The following is a 19,844-nucleotide window of genomic DNA, read 5'->3' as shown; positions in this document are numbered from 1 at the left end:
AGTTAACGGCATGTTGCTCGATACGTAATCGAAAGGTCGTTCTCTGATTGTGTCCTGTCGCATTCCCAGTATTTGGTTACTCGCCCACATTGGGAAGCCTGTAAACTTAAGATCATATTAATCGTTTACATGCTAGTTTTTCGGCTAAATTTTGTGTCTTAAAGTGACTCAGAAAGACAGAGTACAAGTAACGTGCCGAAAGAAAGGGACGAGGGGAAAACATGCAAGTCTTAATCATTGATGACGATAACCAATTTGCTGGTGCACTGGCGGATTATTTAGAGTTAAAAGGTGTGGAGTGTGATTTTGCTTACAACGGACAAAGCGGTTTGTCGCTCGCTCTGCAAGGCGATACGGATGTCATTATATTGGATGTAAACATGCCCAAAATGGATGGGTATGAGGTATGCCGAATGCTGCGAGAAGCGTGTGTGCATACACCTGTTCTGATGATGACGGCTTACGACACGGTGGAAGATGAGCTGGAAGGGTTTCGGAGTGGCGTCGATGATTTTGTTGTGAAACCTTGCCCGATGCCCGTTGTTTGGGCGCGCTTACAGGCGTTGTCAAAGCGAACGAAGCCCAATCTGTCGAGTAATCTATCGATTGGCGACTTGGAACTGGATTTGAATGCACAAGAAGCGTATCGAGCAGGGAAAAGGTTGAAAATGACGCCCATTGGATGGCGTATTCTTCATTATTTGGTGATACAAAGTCCCAGAGTGGTACCACGACTCGAGTTGGAAAATGCTGTTTGGCCCGATGATCCCGTTGAACCGGGGAACCTGAATGTACAGCTGAGTAATTTGAGAAAGGTGCTCGACAAACCGTTTGGCTCTCCTCTGCTGCATACTCGCATTAATGCTGGTATACAGGTGAAGGTATTGGAATGAAAGCGTACTCCATATCCTTAAAAAAGGACCTGATGCAAAAGTTGGTTCTTTTTGGTTTGTTTCTTGTGATCGATATGATCATTATCGCCATGGTTCAGTATTCGCTGAGCCTTGAAAAGGTTTCTAACACGGCGGCTTGGATGGATGTTCGAGCCATGGTTCGCCACTTAGAGAAAGACCCAGATTCGAGCGTGACAACGCTCTCCTCGACCAAAGTGTATCGGAGCTGGGAAATCCTTCCCGATCATATCCAAGAAATCTTCGGATCAGCTGAGAACGTGCATGCGCAAGATGAAACCGCAATCGTGAAAGAGATAAACGGTGAGGAATACCATATTTCAATCATGTCCCACTTGCTCAGCAATGGAGAGCATGTCTATCTCCTTAGCCAGTACCCAGTGGAAGACATTGAATGGCTCATTGAAGAATTTGCTAACACGGTGATTGAGCAAAGCATTTGGTCCTTGATTTGTTTCTCTGCCATTTTGGTCCTTGTCGCACTTTGGTGGATGAGGAGTATTGGTGCGCCTTTTGTGCACCTTAATCGATGGGCATCGACATTGGGTACGTCCAAAGAAGAACCTCGACCAAAATATCGTTTTACGGAGCTAAACGAACTGGCTAAGCAATTGGAAGACGCGATTGATCGTGTTAGCCGATTCAACGAACGTGAAACCCAGTTTTTACGACACGCAAGCCACGAATTGCGTACACCACTGGCCATCATGCAAGCGTCTCTTGATACCATCGACGAGCAAATCCCCCCTTCAAGACCTTTAAGACGTGCTCGCTATGCCTTGGACAATATGCAGTCTTTAACGCAATCTTTGTTATGGCTAGCCAGAGAGTCTGGACAACCGCTAGAGAAAACGGATAAAAATTTACGGTTGTGCTGTGAACAGATGGTGGAAGACTTAGGTTACCTAAGACAGCAAAAAGCCCTCTCTGTGAATGTTCAGGGGGAGAGCCACTTATCTGCGAACTCTGATTTGCTGAATATCGTGCTGAGTAACCTCATTCGAAATGCGTTTCAATATGCTGAACAGGGAGAAGTCGAAATTAAGGTGGGAGATGGGGCTGTCAGTATCTCAAACTCAGCGAATTACCAAGGGCGTCAGTCCAGCGGCTTTGGCTTAGGATTGGAGTTGGTGAAAAGGATATGCCAAACACAGTTTTGGAATTTTGATTTTGTCGCCAAGGATGGAATGGTGCACGTGACGGTTCAGTTTGAAAAGGAAGATATTCTGCCAGCCTAGCGTGATCTGGCAGCTTAGCGCGATCTGTTCACTTAGCGCAGTCTTTTAGCTTGGCGAAATGACGATAGGCTAACGTGTACTAATACAGCTAACGTCGCTTTTCATTCAAATGAAGAAAAAGTCATTCAAATGAAGAAAAAGTCATTCAAATGAAGAAAAAGCGCGCTCAATTCGGCGCGCTTTTTGCCGTTATCTGATGTCTCATCACGTCCGCTTTCGTATCGCATCCGCTTTGTGTTACATCCACTTTTGTGTCACATCAAACCAAGCTATAGGATGAGGTCGAGCTCGGTTTAAAGTGGTGGCAATACGTTGGAAGGTTTGGCCACCTTTCGTTTGTTTGCCCCTTTGATGGCAAGGATAAACGCTTGCTCATCCAATGTCGTGGTCCCTTTACCGTACAAGCTTTGCCTGAAAGCGTTCGCTTGGCTGATAACGGATTCACTCAGTTCGACGGTTTCCGCCCACTCTTTATACACTCTGTCGAATGCAATGCCGTCTTTGTTCGTTATGGCGCTGATCAATTGAGCGGTGAAGTTATTCGGCTTTATGTTGTCAGGTTTAGGTGTTACATCTGCCGAACGGTGTTTTGTTTTCCATAAAAGAACCGACGTTGCCAGCCAAAGCACAGCGAAGAGGGCGGTAAGGTAAGGCCAGAATCCGCTATCGGTCACCGTAAGGGTTTGTTGGGGCAATGTTGGCTGAACTACAGAGTTCAAATTACTGACATCGCCTTTTTCAATCGTGACAGACATACTGCTTGCCGTTGATGTCTGTTCCCGACCTGTTTCGCTGTTCCACCATCGCACACTGACCGCGGGCAATTCGAATTGCCCCGTTTCTTTCGCAATCAGTACCTGCTTAACCGTCATGATGATGTCGCCATTACTGTCTTGAGAGAACTGAGGCGTTTCATCGTACACACGAATTGATTCAGGGTAAGTCACCTTTAAATTTGGCATTTGCTGTTGGCTCAGGTTCTTTGCTCGGATCACCAACGTACGTTGAACGGGAGAGCCAACTTGAGTCGTGAAGGTCTCAGAGGTGATGCGATTACCTTCGTCATCTTGCCAGAGCTGATCGACCGACAAGGATGGTGTCGGTAGCCATGCGCCTTGGTATGTTGAAGGTTTTTCTTTCACGGTTAGCGTGATTGCAGGCGCGCTTTTATCAATCTGAATGAGCCTTGTACCGCTGCTTCTCCCTGAGCTTTCTATGAGCGCTCCCTTAATACGAGGAGGAGACAAGGTGAATGTGCCTGCGCGTTCTGGGATGATATAGAAAGATTGATCGACCACGGTTGCCTCTACACCATCGACCACCGATTGGTATTGGTTGCTTTCACCAATGGGTTCGATGGATAACCCTTCACCAAAGGCAGATTCAATATTGGTATTCTGTAAGCGACGAAGGTCCGCTTTGATGATCAAACGCGTATGCAGTGTGGTGCGCTCGCCCGCGTACAAATCACTTTTCTCAATATTGGCGGTAAGTTGAATGACATCGTCTTGAGTGCGAGCGTTTCTGTCGTTAGTGACTTGAATGGCAATGGGGGCGGTTTTAACACCGTCTATATCGAAACTTGGAATTTTCAATATGCCGGTTTGCGTTGCCGCCAGAGCAACAGTCCACTCACTGCTGACGGTCGTTTTGCCATTGATAGAGTTGCTATAGGATCCAAAACTAGGTCGACCCATATAAAAGGCAGGCTGCAACACTGAAAAGTCGACTTTGCTATTCGATACTTGCTTATTGATTGAGACTTTGAGTTGAAATACTTCATCTTTCGCGACGTTGGTTCGGCTCACCGACGCCGTCGCAACGGCATTGTTTGCAAACGCTGCTGGCGATAACAGAGCCAATATAACAGCGAAGGAGAAGAACCATTGTACAGATGATGCGAACTTACGAATTACCATGATTGTTCAGACCTTTGAGAAGAGGGTTTTTGTCTTTCTTGCAAAATCATTTGCGCTTTAAGCAGACGGCTGGCATCCGCTTGTTGTTGGATTTGTTCCAATTGCCTAATTTTGGGGTCGACCTCTTCGGTGTTGCCTTGGGCTTGAGAGGTGGCGGAAACTTGATTTTGTTCGTTTTCCTCAGAGTCATTTGCCGGCTCAGATTGAGCAGGTTGAGTTGGTGCAGAGGCCTCTCCCTCCTCATTTTTATCTTCGGAACGCTCGGCGTTGTCTGTATTTTGGAACTCTTCCGTATTTTGGGCGTCGTCAGAGCCTTTTGCATTTTGAGATTCGCTGGCGTTGTCTGGTTGACCGGATTCATCCGACTTTTCTGACGATTCACTCGATTGCTGAGGCTGCGCTTGTTCGTCGTTTTGTCCTTGTTGATTTTGCGGGTTTTGTGAGTTCTGAGAGTCTTGCGAATCGGCATTATCTCGTTCAGATGAAGAATCTTGTTCACCCTGTTGTTCTTGGTTCGACCCGTTTTTAGAATCCTGCTGTTGCTGTTGCTGTTGCTGTTGCTGTTGCTGTTGCTGTTGCTGTTGCTTCAGCGCTTCCTCAACAATGCTTAAGTTTCGTTTGGCATCCTCGAAATTTGGATTCTTTTCCAAAATCGATTGATACAGATCGCGTGCTTTTTCTAGCTCGCCTTTTTGTGCCAACGCATTGGCCAAATTGTATTGAGCGCCTTCTGTTTGAAGACCTTCAAGGTTCTCAATGGCTTTATCGTATTGCTTGGCTTCATACCAAGCCGCACCTGCCCACTCTTTCGATGTAAATAGCTCGGCGGCTTTTTCGTAATCTTGGTTTTGATAAGCTTGAAATCCGGCTTGATCATCGGTTTGGAATGGCGAGGCAAAGGTGGGCTTTGGCAGTGGAAGAACAAGCAACACAACGGCAAAGACAAACCCTTTTCGGAATAAACCCAGTGCAGCGAACAAGAGTACGGGCAATAGCCAATAGCCTTGATTAATGCGGTCGCTGACTTCTTGGGTGTCACCATCTGAAGAGGTGGATGGCGTAATAGAAAGCTGTGCGATGGCGTCGACATCTTTGCCATCGCCACGTAGTGGTGAGAATACACCACCAGAGTGTCGAGCGACCGCGGTAAAGCCCTCAAATTGAGTTTTCGCGATAACGGTATTTCCGCTGGAAGACGTCAACAGTTCGCCGTCAGGAAGTGAAATGGGCGCACCTTGCTCGGTACCAATGGCAATGGCAGACATTCGCCATTTATTTCCAAGCAACTGTTTGATGCTTTCGACCTGTGAGAGCGGCAGTTCGTCGGCCAGCAGTATGATGTCGCCTTTTTGGTGACCGGCATCACTCATCAACTGGATGGCAAGTTCAACAGCGGCGACGACATTGCCGCCCTGATACGGCATGATCTCAGGTGTTAAGTTGGGGATCAGGCTGGCGAGCGTCTGGCTGTCGGTTGTTAAGGGGCTAATGGTATAAGCGCTGCCAGCAAAGGCGACCAAACCCGTGCTGCCTTCTTTCCATTCAGGCAGTAGATCGAGTGCTTTGTATTTAAGTTGCTGCAAGCGGTTGGGTTTGATGTCATTGGCATACAAAGAGCGAGACATATCCAAAACCAGTATTCGAGCATAGCTGATGTTAAACGCTGGGCGTGTCTGTTTGTCGAAACTCGGACCCGCCAAGGCAATGAAGCTGATGCACCAAAATACAAGCCAGAAATGGTGAATATAACGCTTGCGATGTTGCGAGATCCCCATGGCTTGAGCAAGGTGGCTCGCAATCAATCCTTTCGAAGAGGTGCCTTTTTTTATCCAAAAACTCAAAGCGATCGCGGGAATGATACCTAAAAGCCAGTAAGGATTCATAAATAGAAAATCAGCCATGATTCCTCCTCAGTAACGCCAGAATCCAAGACATCAATAAAACGAATGAAAGTGGTAGCCAGAACCACTCGGACTTAGGACGCCACGTTTGGCTGGCACTGGAGACGGGTTCGAGTGCGTTGATCGTGTCGTAAATGGTGGCCAGTTCGTCACTGTTTCGTGCCCGGAAGTATTGCCCACCTGTCATGTCAGCAATCTGAATGAGCGTTTTCTCATCCAGATCTTCTGCGGTATTCACCACGCGCTCAAAGAGAAAATCTTTTACCACTATTTCTCCAGCACCCACACCCACCGTGTATATGGTGGCACCGTATTCCTTGGCCATTTTTGTGGCTTCTATTGGGTCGATAATGCCAGAGGTGTTGCTGCCATCACTCAAAAGTATCATAACCCTTTGTGGAGCGTTACTGTCGATAAACGTTTTGGTCGCAAGACCAATGCCGTCACCAAGCGCGGTGCTGGTTCCGATCAGTTTGAGTACGGTTCGATCCAGTTGAGATTTGACGGCTTGTCTGTCAAGAGTCAGTGGGGTTTGCAAGTAAGCTTGGTCGGCGAATAGCACAAGCCCTAGCCGATCGCCTTTGCGTTTAGCAACAAAATCGCCGACAACATTTTTAACGGCCGATAGACGATCGATATAGTTCCCATTTTCCAACATGTCTTCTTTGCTCATGGAGTAAGAGAGATCCACGACAAGCATCATGTCTCGATGCTCAGGGTAAAATTCTACCGGTTCACCAAGCCAAACAGGGCGAGCCGCTGCCGTAAGCAGTAATAGCCAAATGCCGAGTAGAAGCCATTTCTGACCGTTTCGATTAGGTGTTTCTCCTAACTGGGTATCAGGAAGGCTAGGAAGCCGAATTGCTTGTGCTTCTTGCATTTTAGGTGCAAAAAAATACACAAGAATGGGAAGTGGAAGCAGCAGAAATGCCCAGAGCCATTCAAAGTTGATCATCTTTCCTCCTTGACGTTCGCTGCCGAACGGCGAGGTGGGAGGGCATGGGCAACCCAATATTCGATATCCGTCATGAGTTCAGTTTGTTGAGAAGCGTTATCCACATGCATACTGGGCTTGTACAGAAGTGCATCCCATGTGCTTGCGTTCGGCATAAAGCGAGGTGTTTTGAGTTGTTGATCTAAAAATGCATACCACTCTTTTCCTGAGAGAGAGGCGATGTGTTCTCTTGGAAAGTAGCTTAGCGCGACTTGACGCAATAATTGCATGCCTTCCTTTGTCGATTTAACGTGTTTGAGTTGTTCTCGTGCTAGTCGCTTTACTTGGCGTTTCGCTCGATAATGTTTAAAAAGTAACGCGACACCCAAAATAGCAACAAGGGTAAAAATGGCGACTGCCCACCAACCCCAAGCGAGGGGCCAGAATCCCGGTTCTTGAGGTAATTGAATCGGCGCTAAATTAAGAGATTGAGGACTGCTTTGCATTCTAACCTCGGTGTAATTGATTCATCAGGTTATCGCCGGCAGAAATCTGACTAAAATGGATACCTTGTTGAAGAAATCCGTTTTCTAATCTTTCTGTGCGAGTGCTGAAATCCTGACGAAAGCGGTGTTTGGTTTTGGAGGATGAAAAGTCCACCCATCGGCTTTGTTTCCCATCGCTGACCGCATTCTGCCCCTTATACCGGGTTTCCCCTTGTTCCAGTGGGTCATAGAACTGAATAGCCCGAACGCGATTGTGTTGAGCCACTTGGCTAAGCAAGGTGAAATCTGGTTCTCTAAACGATAAGAAATCGCTCAGCAGGATGATTTCACTGCCTTTCGGGCTAAGCCTATGGAGTTCTTTTAGCGATGTAGACCAGTCGATGGAGGCTGGCGATTGAGTCACGTTATCTAAGGCTTGATTGTGCGCTTTTATGATGGCTTCAATCACGCTCAATACGCCTTTTACACGCGCCATGGGTTTGATATCCACTATCTCGTTGCCCGTCGAGATTATGGTGCCAAGTCTATCGCCCGCTTGAACCGTTAGCCATCCGATTAGGCTTGCCATGTGAGCGGCTTGAACGGATTTAAGCAGTAAAGAGGAGCCAAATCGCATTTGGCTGCTTAAGTCGATAAGCAAAATGACTGGCTGTTCACGTTCTTCTTCAAACAGTTTGGTATGGACTTTTCCAGTACGAGCGGTGACCTGCCAATCGATAGATCGAATATCGTCCCCAGCTTGGTATTGGCGAACCTCAGAAAAGTTCATTCCGCGACCTTTGCTGCGGCTTTGATGGTTTCCACTCAGTTGAGACCATAAGCTTTTTGCTGGGGGTAACCATTTTGTGGTTTGGCTTTTGTAATAAAGCAGCTCTTCTATCGATAGAAATGCACCATTAGCGTAGGGTGGCATATTGGACATAATGGACTCTTACGCGCTTCCGACCAGTGAAAGAATGGTTTTGACGACATGATTGGCGGTAATGCCTTGTGCTTGAGCAGAATAACTCATCAATATTCTGTGTCTGAATACCGGATAAGCCATTGTTTGAACATCTTCAGGGGATACGAAGTCTCTACCACTTAGCCAAGCGTGAGCTCGAGCCGCTCTGTCCAGCGCGATGGTGGCACGCGGGCTTACGCCCATCTCCAACCATTGATCGAGCTCGTCGCTGTATTGATTAGGCTGGCGTGTCGCCATGACTAAGCGAATGATGTATTGCTCTATGGATTCTTCCATATGTAAGCTAAGGGCTTCTTTACGCGCAGCAAAGATATCGCGCTGGCTGATGGTGATTTGATCTGCTTTCTTGTCGTTTAATGCTTCACCACGGTTTAGTCGAAGAATAGCCAATTCGCTTTCTGCATCTGGGTAATCCACTTCAAGGTGCAGTAAGAAACGGTCCAGTTGAGCCTCAGGTAGCGGGTATGTTCCTTCTTGCTCAATTGGGTTTTGCGTCGCAATGACTAAAAAGAGTTCAGGCAACGAATAGGTTTGACTGCCAGCGGTCACTTGCCCTTCTGCCATGGCTTCAAGCATTGCGGCTTGTACTTTGGCTGGTGCTCGGTTGATTTCGTCGGCAAGAATCAGTGAATGGAATATGGGGCCTTTTTGAAAGGTAAACGACCCATTCTCTGGCCGATAGATATCGGTGCCAGTCAAATCCGCAGGCAACAAGTCAGGCGTGAACTGGACTCGATGAAAATCACCTTCAATGCAGTCGGCTAAACACTTTACTGCGCGTGTCTTGGCTAACCCCGGTGGTCCTTCTACCAAAACGTGACCGTCGGCCAGTAAAGCAACGAGAATTTGTTTTACCAGCTCACTTTGCCCGATAACTTGTGAGTTTAAATGCGTCTGCAATTGTTGAAATAGGTTCACTTGCATGCGTTGAAAAGCTCCAATTTGCGAATTAGTCGACATTTCCGACTCATTAAATCCAAAAAAGTTCAGCAACAAGATATTGGCTCGTTTTGAAAAATCAAGGCATTGAGTTAAGTTTCATAAAGTGCTTACAAGTAATTTACAATAAAATCAGCAGATATTTTAATGGGTTATCATGCTGTTAACGAAAAAGTGAGAAGACATTAATACGATGAATGAACGGTGTACGGTGCTGCACGAGAACTTGCAGAGGTGTGCGCTGCCAGCGCTTTAATTCCTCTGGCATCCACAGTGATGAATCGTTAGAATTTAGGAAATTATTTCTAAGGTAGTACGTGTATGAGTGATTTCGAGAAAGAGCTGGCTGCAATGGCTGAAGAGGGCGTCAGTGAACCCGAAGTAAAACTTCCTTCTTTGGAAGAGCAACGAGAAATTGTCGTTAAATTAAAAGAACTTGAAGCGGAAGGGAAACTGACTCCTGAGATCATGGAAGAGTACTTCGGCAAGTTTTCTGAAAAAGGCACGAAGCCAGTACATTAGAAATATCTCAAGTACGATTCATTTCATGGAGTAAGCGCCTATTCAGGCGCTTTTATTTTGCCTAAACGTCGTGAATTCCTATGCTGTGCGACCAATTTTTGATGGAGGCAATTCGGTCTTTAGAGCCAGTGGGTGTCGACCGTTAAAGTGACGCTTTGTTTAATATTTGATCAGCACTTACTGAAAATAGCCATTTGAGACTGTTTGATTTGTGGGATGAATATACAAATTTAACTCTTTGTGTCTTCGTCTATATAAATTTTCATAATTGATGATTTATTTGAACCAAGTTCACCAATATGAATTGAAATTTTGCAGCCATATTCAATTTTTCACTAGTGATATTGATATCAATACAGGATATAAAATGAATAATGTTATTTTGAATCGACAAGATACTACTCTAAATAATAAAATTTGATTCAGTATCTAAAATTAAATAAAGGCAAAGAATCAGTGGTTTTTGTCACTTTATTAATCAGTTCTCCGTTCCGTAAGATTATTTGAGAGGTATTCTCAATATAGAACAATAGTTATTTCTCATAAGTGATACTGTTTTAAAATCAATGGTTTAAAAGTTGTCTTCATAAGTGCCTTGTTGTATTTTAGTTATGACTCTTGACTTTGCTATGGATATTCATAACGTATACAGCTCAGCCCGGTTGGAAAATAAATAAAAGGAACGCGGTGGTGTTTACTCTAATAACAAATGACACAATGCAATCACAGCTTCTTCAGCGATCATTAGAGGAGAAGTTGCACATTTATGTGAATACTTTGCAGCTCATTTCAATATTAGAAAACAGAGAGTTTGACTTATCTCTAGGTATGGATAATTTTGTTGTTATTGATATGAGTGCTATTAATTCAGGGTTTTTACCAAAGTACTTGCAGTATAAAAATCGTTACTTTCCACAAAGCCAAGAAGTTTTGCTGAATTGCCGTAATGACATCGATTCAAGAGAGTTGTTGGATTGGGCGAATTTGGTGGGTGTGTTTTACTTGGATGATGATATAGAGACGCTATCAAAAGGAATGAGTGCTATTCAAAATGGCGAGATGTGGTTAAGCCGCAAGCTCGCTCAAGAATACATCATGTACTATCGCCAGAGCCAAAAAAGTACCACTAACGCACTGTTTTCAAAACTGACTCGCCGTGAACAACAGATCATTCGGCATTTGGCTAAAGGTTCAACGAATACCGAAATCGCAGACAAACTGTTCGTTAGTGAAAATACGGTCAAAACGCATTTGCATAATCTATTTAAGAAAATTCGCGCTAAAAATCGTCTACAAGCGTTGATTTGGGCAAAAGAAAACATTAGCCAAGAAGAATTGGTTTAGTGACTTTTCCCCACATATCAAAAGTTGGGCTATGATTATGCTATGGTTTTCTTAAGCGCTTTTATTTGAGCGGGTTGCCCCAGAACGGTGTCGTTCGATGGGGGTGCTGAGGAAGAGAGTGTTTTTTTAGGAGCACGGTATGGCTAATAAAGAGCATGAATCGAAAATGGACGATAAAGCTCTCGATGGCAGCAGTGATGTCAATTGGATGGATAAAATTGAATCGTTACTTATGCATCTTGAGCAATCTAACCAGACGCTCCATGAAGAAGTGTACAACCGTATAAAGTGGTCTGATCCTTCTAGTTAACGTTGATGAGGTCGCCAGCCTTAGCGGGGTAGCTTATCTCGCTTGGTTGTTCATCTCGCTTGGTTGTTCATCTCACTTGGTCATTAATATAGCGTTCACGCAATCGATCCAGACGCCATATTGAGATTACCCCCCTTTCTCTTTGTACAAGCGTTGGCATGCCATCCCATTTTTGTGGAATAGGTGACATCGATGAGTGGGGATGCCGATGGAAAAAGGTTGATCGGGCTCCGCCTCAATGGTATCGGGTGCTCTGTAAATGACTTGAACACCAGAATCATCAAGATTTAGGTAGACTTGCGTTTCGTTGCCCAGCTTTTCGACCGCTTGAACCGTTCCCTGCATAACGTGATCCGATGCTGAATGTTCAACAAGGTGCTCGGGTCTGATACCTAGGGTCATCTTTTCACCTGAGTGCACTGTGGCGCCATCTACTTGAACCCAAAAGACCGAACCGTCCTCTGTTTGAACCAACACCTGGTTTGATTCCGCTTTTTCTACTTTCACATCAATAAAATTCATTGTGGGTGAACCGATGAAGCCAGCGACAAACTGGTTGTTGGGATAATGATAAAGCTCCAGAGGCTTTCCGACTTGAGAAACACAGCCAGCATCCAAAACAACAATTTTATCGGCCATTGTCATGGCTTCGACTTGATCGTGGGTTACGTAGATCATCGTGCAACCCAGTTGACGCTGCAATTTCGTGATTTCACTTCGCATTTGAACTCGTAACGCAGCATCCAGATTAGAAAGTGGTTCATCTAATAGAAAAACGTCTGGCTGCGAAACCAGTGTGCGACCAATCGCGACGCGCTGGCGTTGACCGCCAGACAAATCTTTAGGCTGGCGATTGAGTAATGGTGTTAATTGCAACATCTCCGCCGTTTCGGTTACTCGTCTCTTTATTTCGTTTTTATTGGCTTTAGCCAATTTGAGACCGAATGACATGTTGTCGAACACATTGAGGTGTGGGTAGAGAGCGTAAGACTGAAAGACCATTCCTACCCCGCGCTTGGATGGTTCCACTTCGTTCATTCTGGTTTCGCCAATATAGAGGTCGCCAGAGGTAATGTCTTCAAGTCCAGCGATACATCGAAGTAGAGTCGATTTTCCGCAGCCGGATGGTCCGACGAATACAATGAACGCTCCCTGTTCGATTTCTAAGTCGATATTCTTAGAGATAAGTCTGTCGCCATAAGCTTTTGACACGTTTTTAAGCGTAACGCTCGCCATATCGCTTTCCTTAGATTAATCTTTTGAACTGTATATATTTTTGAATTATAAAGGTTTTTTAAAGTTATCAAACCGAATTTAACAATCGAGACCGGTTTGAACGCCGAGAATAGAGTGTTGGTTGACTCAGGCTATAGTACCCGACGAAGCATAAAATAGGTCATCCCACATCAGTGGGGTATAGGGGGAGTCCGTAGGGAGGAGACCCTTTGTATGACCACTGAGTACGCACGCGACCGTGGATTTATGAGCGAGATGAGAATCACAAAATGCTCGCTTTCTGTGAGCTGGAGTTATCGTTAAACGTAATGATGGTCACGAAATACCTCAATCTATCGGAAGGCGTAGCATTTAGGATGATGCTGTTTCCCTACTGTTCGAGCACTATTACTGACGTATCTCTACCTATGAAAAGGACAACAATATGAAAGCTCCAGTTCGTGCATTGACGCTTTGCACCCTTGCTTCTTTTGGCTCTTTTACAGCCAATGCGGCCATTGAAGAAGGGCAGTTAACCATTTGGATTAACGGCGATAAGGGTTACAACGGTTTGGCTGAAGTGGGTAAGCAGTTTGAAGAGGATACGGGCATCAAAGTGACGGTTGCGCACCCAGATTCTTTACAAGATAAATTTCCACAAACCGCATCGACTGGAGAGGGACCCGACATTGTCTTTTGGGCGCATGACCGTTTTGGTGGCTACGCGGAATCCGGTTTACTGGTTGATGTGAACCCGTCTAAGGAAATCAAAGAAGGTATTGTTGACTTTGCATGGGACGCGGTGACTTATAAGGGCAAAATTATTGGGTATCCTATTGCAGTCGAATCTTTGTCTCTCATCTATAACAAAGACTTGGTGCCTAACCCACCTCAACATTGGGAGGAGATGGAAGCACTCAATGCGAAGCTAAAGAAAGAGGGCAAGTCCGCCATTATGTGGAACTTAAAAGAACCCTATTTCACATGGCCACTTATGGCCGCGGATGGTGGTTATGCGTTTAAGCGCAAGGCTGGAGGCTATGATATAAAAGAGGTGGGCATTCACAAAGAAGGTGTCGTAGCCGCCATGCACTTCGTTAAATCACTTGTGGATAAAGGGGTAATTTCTCCAGACATGGATTATTCGGTGTCTGAATCGGAGTTCAATAAAGGCAACGTTGCGATGACGATTAATGGTCCTTGGGCTTGGGGGAATATCGAGCGTTCGGGTCTAAACTATGGGGTCACAACGTTACCTAAATTCAATGGTCAACCATCTAAACCCTTTGTGGGTGTGTTAACCGCAGGCATCAGTACCGCCTCTCCAAACAAGGATTTGGCCGTTGAGTTTATTGAAAGCTACCTACTGACAAACGATGGCTTGCGCACCATCAATAATGATAAGCCTTTGGGCGCGGTGGCTTTGAACTCATTCCAACAAGAAATAGCGAAGGACAGGCGTATCGCTGCGACGATGATCAATGCTCAACATGGAGAAATTATGCCTAATATTCCTCAAATGAGCGCGTTCTGGAGCTCCGCCAAAAATGCGGTTATTAACATTGTTGATGGTCGTCAGGGGGTAGAAGCCGCACTGAACGATGCCAAGAAACAAATGATCAAGTAACTCACTGGGTATTCTATGTTTATTGCGCCACTGCGTTCATCCGGTGGTGCGAATTGCTTTTCCTTTGCAGCATTACGAGTTTATATGCCGTCACTTTTTAATACTGAATCGTTGAGCGAAGCGGCAACGTCACCTTCTTTCCCCACTGGGCTTATCATCAAATGGCTAGTATTGGGGGGGCTTGCTTTGATCAACGGTTACGCAAGCATGCTCATGTACGCTCAAGGTGAATTTGCCTTTGCAATGCTCACCGTTGTTTTAACCGCACTTGCCGTAACCATTTTTGGTAGCAAGAAAACCTACGCGCACCGGTATATTTACCCCGGTATTGCTGGGGTGATTTTGTTTGTCGTATTTCCCATGGTTTATACCGTTGGTCTGGCATTGACGAATTACAGTGCAAAGAATCAACTTTCGTTTGAACGCGCCCAGTCTGTTCTGCTCGCCCAAACTGTTCAAAGTGGCGACAGCTACCCTTTTCAGCTGCATTCTTTCGAGAATGGTTATCAGATATTGGTTAATCAATCCGGTAAATGGGCAGCCTCACCCACTATCGATTTTGATGCCATTACCTCGACCGCACTCACTTCGACCGCACTCACTTCGACGGCAATCACGTCGACCGTAACGACCTCGACTGTCATTCAGATGCACCCTGTTGCTAAGCCAGTAGGGAGCGAAGCAAAAATAAAAACCGTTATAAAGCATCGTAAGGCACTGTCTTCTCTCACGCTTATGCTGCCAAATGGTGAAGAAGTGACAATGAACGGGTTGAGAACGTTGGGCTCGATACAGCCTAAATATCAGTTGCAGGCAGACCAAACCACATTGGCTAACCAAGAAACCCAACAAATATTAAAACCCAATGACGACATTGGATTTTATCAAGTGTTTTCAAACGGTGAGTTCAAGGGTGAGCCTATTCCGCCAGGGTATGTGGTGAGTATAGGAACCGATAACTTTGAACGTGTTTGGAAAGACGAGGGAATCAAAGAGCCGTTTATCCAAATCTTTATTTGGACGATCGTATTTTCCGTCTGTACGGTTGTGTTGACCTTGTTCATTGGCTTGATCTTGGCAAGCGTTGTCCAATGGGAAGCCCTAAGAGGTCGAGCCGTTTATAGAGTGATGTTGATCCTCCCTTATGCGGTTCCATCTTTTATTTCTATCCTTATTTTTAAAGGGTTATTCAACCAAAGTTTCGGTGAGGTAAATCGGGTGTTGAATGCGCTTTTTGGAATCAGCCCAGCGTGGTTCTCTGACCCCATTTTGGCCAAAACGATGGTGTTGGTTGTGAACACGTGGTTGGGTTTCCCTTATATGATGATTTTGTGCATGGGCTTACTAAAAGCCATTCCGAACGATTTGTATGAAGCATCAGCCATTGATGGCGCCGGTCCTATTAAAAATTTTGTTCACATAACGCTGCCATTGATGATGCGCCCGTTGACGCCGTTGCTGATTGCGACCTTTGCTTTCAATTTTAATAATTTCGTTATGATCATGTTGTTAACCGAAGGTGGCCCCAATCGTATCGGCACTTCAGAGCCAGCGGGTTATACCGACCTTTTGGTGAGCTATACCTATCGAATTGCGTTTGAAGGCTCTGGTGGTCAAGATTTTGGTCTTGCCAGTGCGATAGCAACGTTGATTTTCTTTTTGGTGGGCGGGTTGGCTCTTTTGAATCTTAAATTAACCAAACTGTCTGAGCGTTAGGAGCAAAATGATGCCAATGGTACAAGGACAATCGCTGAAATACCGAGTTTGGGCAACGCACATTGCGCTATGGTTTTTTCTCGTGCTGATTCTCTTTCCGTTGATTATGGTCATGGCCATTTCTTTGCGGGAAGGCAACTTCGCGACAGGCGAGATCATGCCATCCAATCTGTCGTTAGAGCATTGGAAGTTGGCCCTAGGGTTTAGAGTGATGCACGCCGATGGCTCGGCAACGGCGCCTCCATTCCCTGTCCTGTTGTGGTTATGGAATTCAGTCAAGGTAGCGGCAATCAGTTCAGTGCTGATTGTGGCGCTGTCTACGACGTCGGCTTATGCGTTTGCGAGGTTAAAATTTGGTGGAAAAACAACGTTATTGAAAGCCATGATGATCTTTCAGATGTTTCCGGCTGTACTGGCACTGGTGGCTTTGTATGCCTTATTTGATAGGTTAGGGCAGTACATCCCATTTGTGGGCCTAAATACACACGGTGGGCTGATATTTTCCTATTTAGGGGGGATTACCTTGCATGTTTGGACGATCAAAGGCTATTTCGAAACCATTGACTCGTCACTGGAAGAAGCCGCGGCTCTTGACGGTGCCACGCCATGGCAAACATTCAGGTTGGTTTTATTGCCTCTATCCGTTCCCATTCTCGCTGTTGTGTTTATTCTGGCCTTTATTGCAGCAATAACAGAAGTTCCAGTCGCGTCGTTGCTTCTTTCCGATGTAGAGACCTACACGTTAGCGGTAGGTATGCAACAGTACCTATATCCTCAGAATTATCTATGGGGAGATTTTGCGGCGGCGGCGGTTTTATCTGCTATTCCGATTACTGTCGTGTTCTTATTGGCGCAAAGGTGGCTTATTGGAGGATTGACAGCGGGAGGAGTTAAAGGATAATAGGAACCCGTGAATTATTCACGAATATAATAATCTGTGTACTATCAACGTATTGGTTTGGCCGCTGATCAGTTGGTGTAAGTGCGCTGCAAATTACTTGGTTACGCATAGCTGGCTGTTAGCTGAATTCCTTACTTATTTGTCTAACAGTTTTTGTAACGATAGCCCGAGCATTTAGCTTGGGCTTTTTATTGCATGTGAGAAATGCTTAAGCCTTGGCTTACAACACCATAAGTTATTTATAAAGTAGATTTTCATTTTATAACTCTGGGCAACGTTCTCACACTAAACATGCATAATGTGAGATTGATGCAATATAGCAGAAATTGTTTTCGGGCAAAGTCGATTTGGGAGTGAACACCTTACTCATCTGCGAAATTGCGGGGCAGTTCAACCTAATTAATAAGAAAGTTGTAATTTCAAAATAGATAGCGCACGTCAAAGTGCCCTGCCATAAAGGCATTCGCGATTAGACGGTGCCCAGCCAAGGTGTCGCATCAATACGTAAATACTTTCTTGATCAAGCGCTACTCGTCTAAACAAATCCGCAAAAACATCATCCCCACCAAAGCAAGTTCGAATGTAGTGATTGATCTCGTTAGGCTGATAACCGCCAGCATCAAGTGTACGAACCCATTGGTACTCAACGGATTTCAAATCTTTGATTGTTTGTTCACTTAATTTAATCATTGCTCAATTTACTGTACGTCAAACCGAATGAAGGTAGTGCGAGAGCATTAGAGCAAAGAAAGATGAAGCATTGATGACAGGTTGTCGATGTAACAAATGGCAGTGCAAGGCTCTTTCCTTGCTAAGTTCGCTGATGAAGAAATGAGGCAGAAGATAAAGCCCCAAGGGCGAGCTTACTCAGACCCCAACTTGAGCTTATTTGAATGGAATAAAATTGAGACTATATTCACAATAAAATAACCGAGTAAACGTTAGCGTCAGATGGTTGATTTTATGAGTGAGCTATATGTGTAAGTTTATTTGTCTTTAACATGAGCTTCCATCTCGGCGCCAATGTGTTTCCTCATATCCATTAGCCGAATAGCGGACTCTCTAAGCTCAATATCCTGTGCATCTGTTGGCACCCATTCTGGTACTTGGGTTGGCTGAGTATTTTCATCGACCGCCACCATAATGACGATACAGTGTGTGGTGAGTATTTTGGACGTTGATTTTGGGTCCCCTGCCTGCACGTCAAGGGCAATGTGCATAGAACTACGGCCTGTATAGATGACCTTAGCCGTCACTTCGACAAGATTCCCTACATGAATTGGCGCGACAAAACGTATGCCACCGGCGTAAGCTGTAATACAGTATTTTCCGCTCCATCCTGCTGCACATGCATACGCCGCTAAATCGATCCATTTCATGACGGCGCCACCATGAACTTTCCCGCCAAAATTGACGTCTGTGGGTTCTGCTAGGAAACGCAGAGTTATTTCTCGTTGTCTATTACTCATAATAACCAGTTGTTATGCTTAAAGCTTAAGTGTAGTTCATGGATCTCTTATTGGTCAGTGGCATCAACAGCCGTAAGGAAAATAAAATCCAAACAAATAAGCAATTATATTCATATGAAGTATATGAATGGATTTCACTGTATTTAGAATGTTAAAATTGAATATTAGTCTATTTAGGGAGTGCCGTACTGCCCCTTCATTATCTAAATTTCTAGTACTTTTAGAGTAGTGTTTTTTGAAGTGAACTAATGTACTAATACTAGACTTAGTAAGGTATTAAGTGATGTGGTCGAATAGCCTCGTTTTTCAAATACAACAAGATTCTTAGAGAGCACCTTTTGTCTCAGTATTAAGAAAGAAGATATAAAGCGATATATATGGGATGGATTTTTTTGCAAAGTCACTTGTCAATTGTATACTCTCGTGCTTCTGCTTACTGTATTAAGTCAGTTAACTAGATAAGAATGATGTTGGAGAACAATAAGTACGGAGATACTCCTACAAGAAAGGTATTAACATAGACTGATGGGAAACTGGTATTAGTATGGATAACACAAGTAATAAAGCTAATATAATATTCATTACCAACAAGAACATTCAAAGCAATTATTTCAAAAGCTATGTAGAATCGAATGTCCCATTATTGGTGACGGTAGTCGATTATGATGGCTTGGAAAGTGAATTGCTCACGGGAGAGGAGTATATCGCACTTGTGGATTTGAGTGTTAAGGACAATATTGATTGGGTCGCATCAGCGTTGGCTAAATCGGAAGGGCTTATGGCTGTCGTTTTGCTTAATGGTGAGCAAGAGATTGAATTTAAAGAATTAGTTAAGTGGAAGAAGCTTCACGGGTGCTTTGGAGCAAAGGATGATCTCGACAGTGTGTGTAATGGGTTGCTATCGATTTCCCGCGGTGAGAATTGGTTACCTCGAAAAGCGATCAATCAGTTGTTGAGCTTTTATCAAAAAAATGACTCAAGCTATATGGAAGATGAGGCAATTCAGGTAGATTTGACCCGTAGAGAAATAGAAATTCTCGAAACGTTAAAAACAGGGGAGTCTAATATAGAAATTGCAGATAAGCTATTCATTAGTGAGCATACTATCAAATCACACTTATATAATATTTTCAAAAAAATAGAAGTTAAAAATCGCCTTCAGGCAATGGCTTGGGCCAAAAAGCACTTATAATTATATTTGCACTATAGTCAGGTGATGTTATGGCACTGAGATTAGGATGAAATGAAGTACTACTTTTGGTGCCTGACAAAATCATTCTTTTAACCACTTAAATAATTTCAATTTTTCGATAAATTATCTACCCGAATTAATAATCATAATAACTAGTCGCGTAGCTCTTTTAGGCTTTTACGATTACGCTTACCAAGAAAAGCATAAGTATCTGTGTTGTGAACTTGGTTAAGTAG

The 19,844-nt window shown here is 44.5% G+C and carries 18 protein-coding genes; 9 read left to right on the top strand and 9 right to left on the bottom strand.

Translation table 11 applies throughout. The features are described from left to right. Positions 1-221: 221 nt before the first annotated feature. Positions 222-893, top strand: coding sequence for a response regulator transcription factor (locus HC752_RS04735; RefSeq protein ID WP_190333975.1), 672 nt, complete (start codon positions 222-224; stop codon positions 891-893). 32 nt (positions 894-925) lie between these two features. Continuing rightward, complete coding sequence (locus HC752_RS04730) at positions 926-2,149, top strand: sensor histidine kinase (protein ID WP_190333974.1); 1,224 nt, start codon at positions 926-928, stop codon at positions 2,147-2,149. A 293-nt stretch (positions 2,150-2,442) separates the two neighbouring features. Here HC752_RS04730 and HC752_RS04725 read toward each other — a convergent pair whose 3' ends face one another. Genes HC752_RS04725 through HC752_RS04700 form a run of 6 tightly spaced genes read right to left on the bottom strand, consistent with a single transcriptional unit; the run spans position 2,443 to position 9,297 of the window. Beyond that, positions 2,443-4,068: a BatD family protein gene (locus tag HC752_RS04725; RefSeq protein WP_190333973.1), complete on the bottom strand. Its 1,626-nt coding sequence runs from the start codon at positions 4,066-4,068 to the stop codon at positions 2,443-2,445. Next, on the bottom strand, positions 4,062-5,969 hold the full coding sequence (locus HC752_RS04720; protein ID WP_190333972.1) for a VWA domain-containing protein: 1,908 nt from the start codon (positions 5,967-5,969) through the stop codon (positions 4,062-4,064). The genes HC752_RS04725 and HC752_RS04720 overlap by 7 nt, the downstream gene beginning before the upstream one ends. Then, positions 5,962-6,924 (bottom strand): vWA domain-containing protein, encoded by a 963-nt coding sequence (locus HC752_RS04715; RefSeq protein ID WP_190333971.1) that lies wholly within the window; start codon positions 6,922-6,924, stop codon positions 5,962-5,964. The genes HC752_RS04720 and HC752_RS04715 overlap by 8 nt, the downstream gene beginning before the upstream one ends. Then, entirely contained in the window at positions 6,921-7,409 is a 489-nt protein-coding gene (locus HC752_RS04710) for a DUF4381 domain-containing protein (RefSeq protein ID WP_190333970.1), read from the bottom strand. Before HC752_RS04710 ends, HC752_RS04715 begins: the two co-directional genes overlap by 4 nt. A 1-nt stretch (position 7,410) precedes the next feature. Then, positions 7,411-8,331 (bottom strand): DUF58 domain-containing protein, encoded by a 921-nt coding sequence (locus tag HC752_RS04705; RefSeq protein WP_190333969.1) that lies wholly within the window; start codon positions 8,329-8,331, stop codon positions 7,411-7,413. 9 nt (positions 8,332-8,340) lie between these two features. Continuing rightward, complete coding sequence (locus HC752_RS04700) at positions 8,341-9,297, bottom strand: AAA family ATPase (protein WP_190334157.1); 957 nt, start codon at positions 9,295-9,297, stop codon at positions 8,341-8,343. A 336-nt stretch (positions 9,298-9,633) separates the two neighbouring features. On the opposite strand from HC752_RS04700, the gene HC752_RS04695 reads away from it, so the two are divergent. From HC752_RS04695 to HC752_RS04685, 3 genes are all read left to right on the top strand, one after another. Beyond that, positions 9,634-9,834 carry a restriction endonuclease subunit S gene (locus tag HC752_RS04695; protein ID WP_190333968.1) on the top strand — a complete coding sequence of 67 codons (201 nt, stop codon included), beginning with the start codon at positions 9,634-9,636 and terminating at the stop codon, positions 9,832-9,834. 669 nt (positions 9,835-10,503) lie between these two features. After that, complete coding sequence (locus HC752_RS04690) at positions 10,504-11,178, top strand: LuxR C-terminal-related transcriptional regulator (protein WP_446751422.1); 675 nt, start codon at positions 10,504-10,506, stop codon at positions 11,176-11,178. A 139-nt stretch (positions 11,179-11,317) separates the two neighbouring features. Further along, positions 11,318-11,488 (top strand): hypothetical protein, encoded by a 171-nt coding sequence (locus tag HC752_RS04685; protein WP_190333967.1) that lies wholly within the window; start codon positions 11,318-11,320, stop codon positions 11,486-11,488. A gap of 126 nt (positions 11,489-11,614) precedes the next feature. Here HC752_RS04685 and malK read toward each other — a convergent pair whose 3' ends face one another. Next, positions 11,615-12,724, bottom strand: a complete 1,110-nt coding sequence (gene malK, locus HC752_RS04680; RefSeq protein WP_190333966.1) for a maltose/maltodextrin ABC transporter ATP-binding protein MalK — start codon at positions 12,722-12,724, stop codon at positions 11,615-11,617. A gap of 424 nt (positions 12,725-13,148) precedes the next feature. Here malK and malE point away from each other — a divergent pair, with 424 nt between their 5' ends. The 3 genes from malE to malG all read left to right on the top strand — a co-directional run bounded on the left by malE (position 13,149) and on the right by malG (position 16,947). Next, a complete protein-coding gene (gene malE, locus HC752_RS04675; protein WP_190333965.1) occupies positions 13,149-14,330 on the top strand; it encodes a maltose/maltodextrin ABC transporter substrate-binding protein MalE in 1,182 nt (393 codons plus the stop codon). Positions 14,331-14,414: 84 nt separating this feature from the next. Then, complete coding sequence (gene malF / locus HC752_RS04670) at positions 14,415-16,046, top strand: maltose ABC transporter permease MalF (protein ID WP_190334155.1); 1,632 nt, start codon at positions 14,415-14,417, stop codon at positions 16,044-16,046. Between the two features lie 10 nt (positions 16,047-16,056). Beyond that, positions 16,057-16,947 (top strand): maltose ABC transporter permease MalG, encoded by an 891-nt coding sequence (gene malG, locus HC752_RS04665; RefSeq protein WP_190334154.1) that lies wholly within the window; start codon positions 16,057-16,059, stop codon positions 16,945-16,947. Between the two features lie 438 nt (positions 16,948-17,385). Here the strand turns inward: malG and HC752_RS04660 are convergent, their stop codons facing one another. Continuing rightward, the gene (locus HC752_RS04660; protein WP_190333964.1) at positions 17,386-17,637 is read right to left on the bottom strand and encodes a hypothetical protein; all 252 of its coding nucleotides are present in this window, start codon (positions 17,635-17,637) and stop codon (positions 17,386-17,388) included. 296 nt (positions 17,638-17,933) lie between these two features. After that, positions 17,934-18,416: an acyl-CoA thioesterase gene (locus HC752_RS04655; protein WP_190333963.1), complete on the bottom strand. Its 483-nt coding sequence runs from the start codon at positions 18,414-18,416 to the stop codon at positions 17,934-17,936. 544 nt (positions 18,417-18,960) lie between these two features. On the opposite strand from HC752_RS04655, the gene HC752_RS04650 reads away from it, so the two are divergent. After that, complete coding sequence (locus tag HC752_RS04650; RefSeq protein WP_190333962.1) at positions 18,961-19,608, top strand: LuxR C-terminal-related transcriptional regulator; 648 nt, start codon at positions 18,961-18,963, stop codon at positions 19,606-19,608. Positions 19,609-19,844 lie beyond the last annotated feature (236 nt).

The organism is Vibrio sp. S9_S30, assembly GCF_014694455.1.
Taxonomy (GTDB): Bacteria; Pseudomonadota; Gammaproteobacteria; order Enterobacterales; family Vibrionaceae; genus Vibrio.
This window is presented reverse-complemented; position numbering and strand designations above follow the sequence as displayed.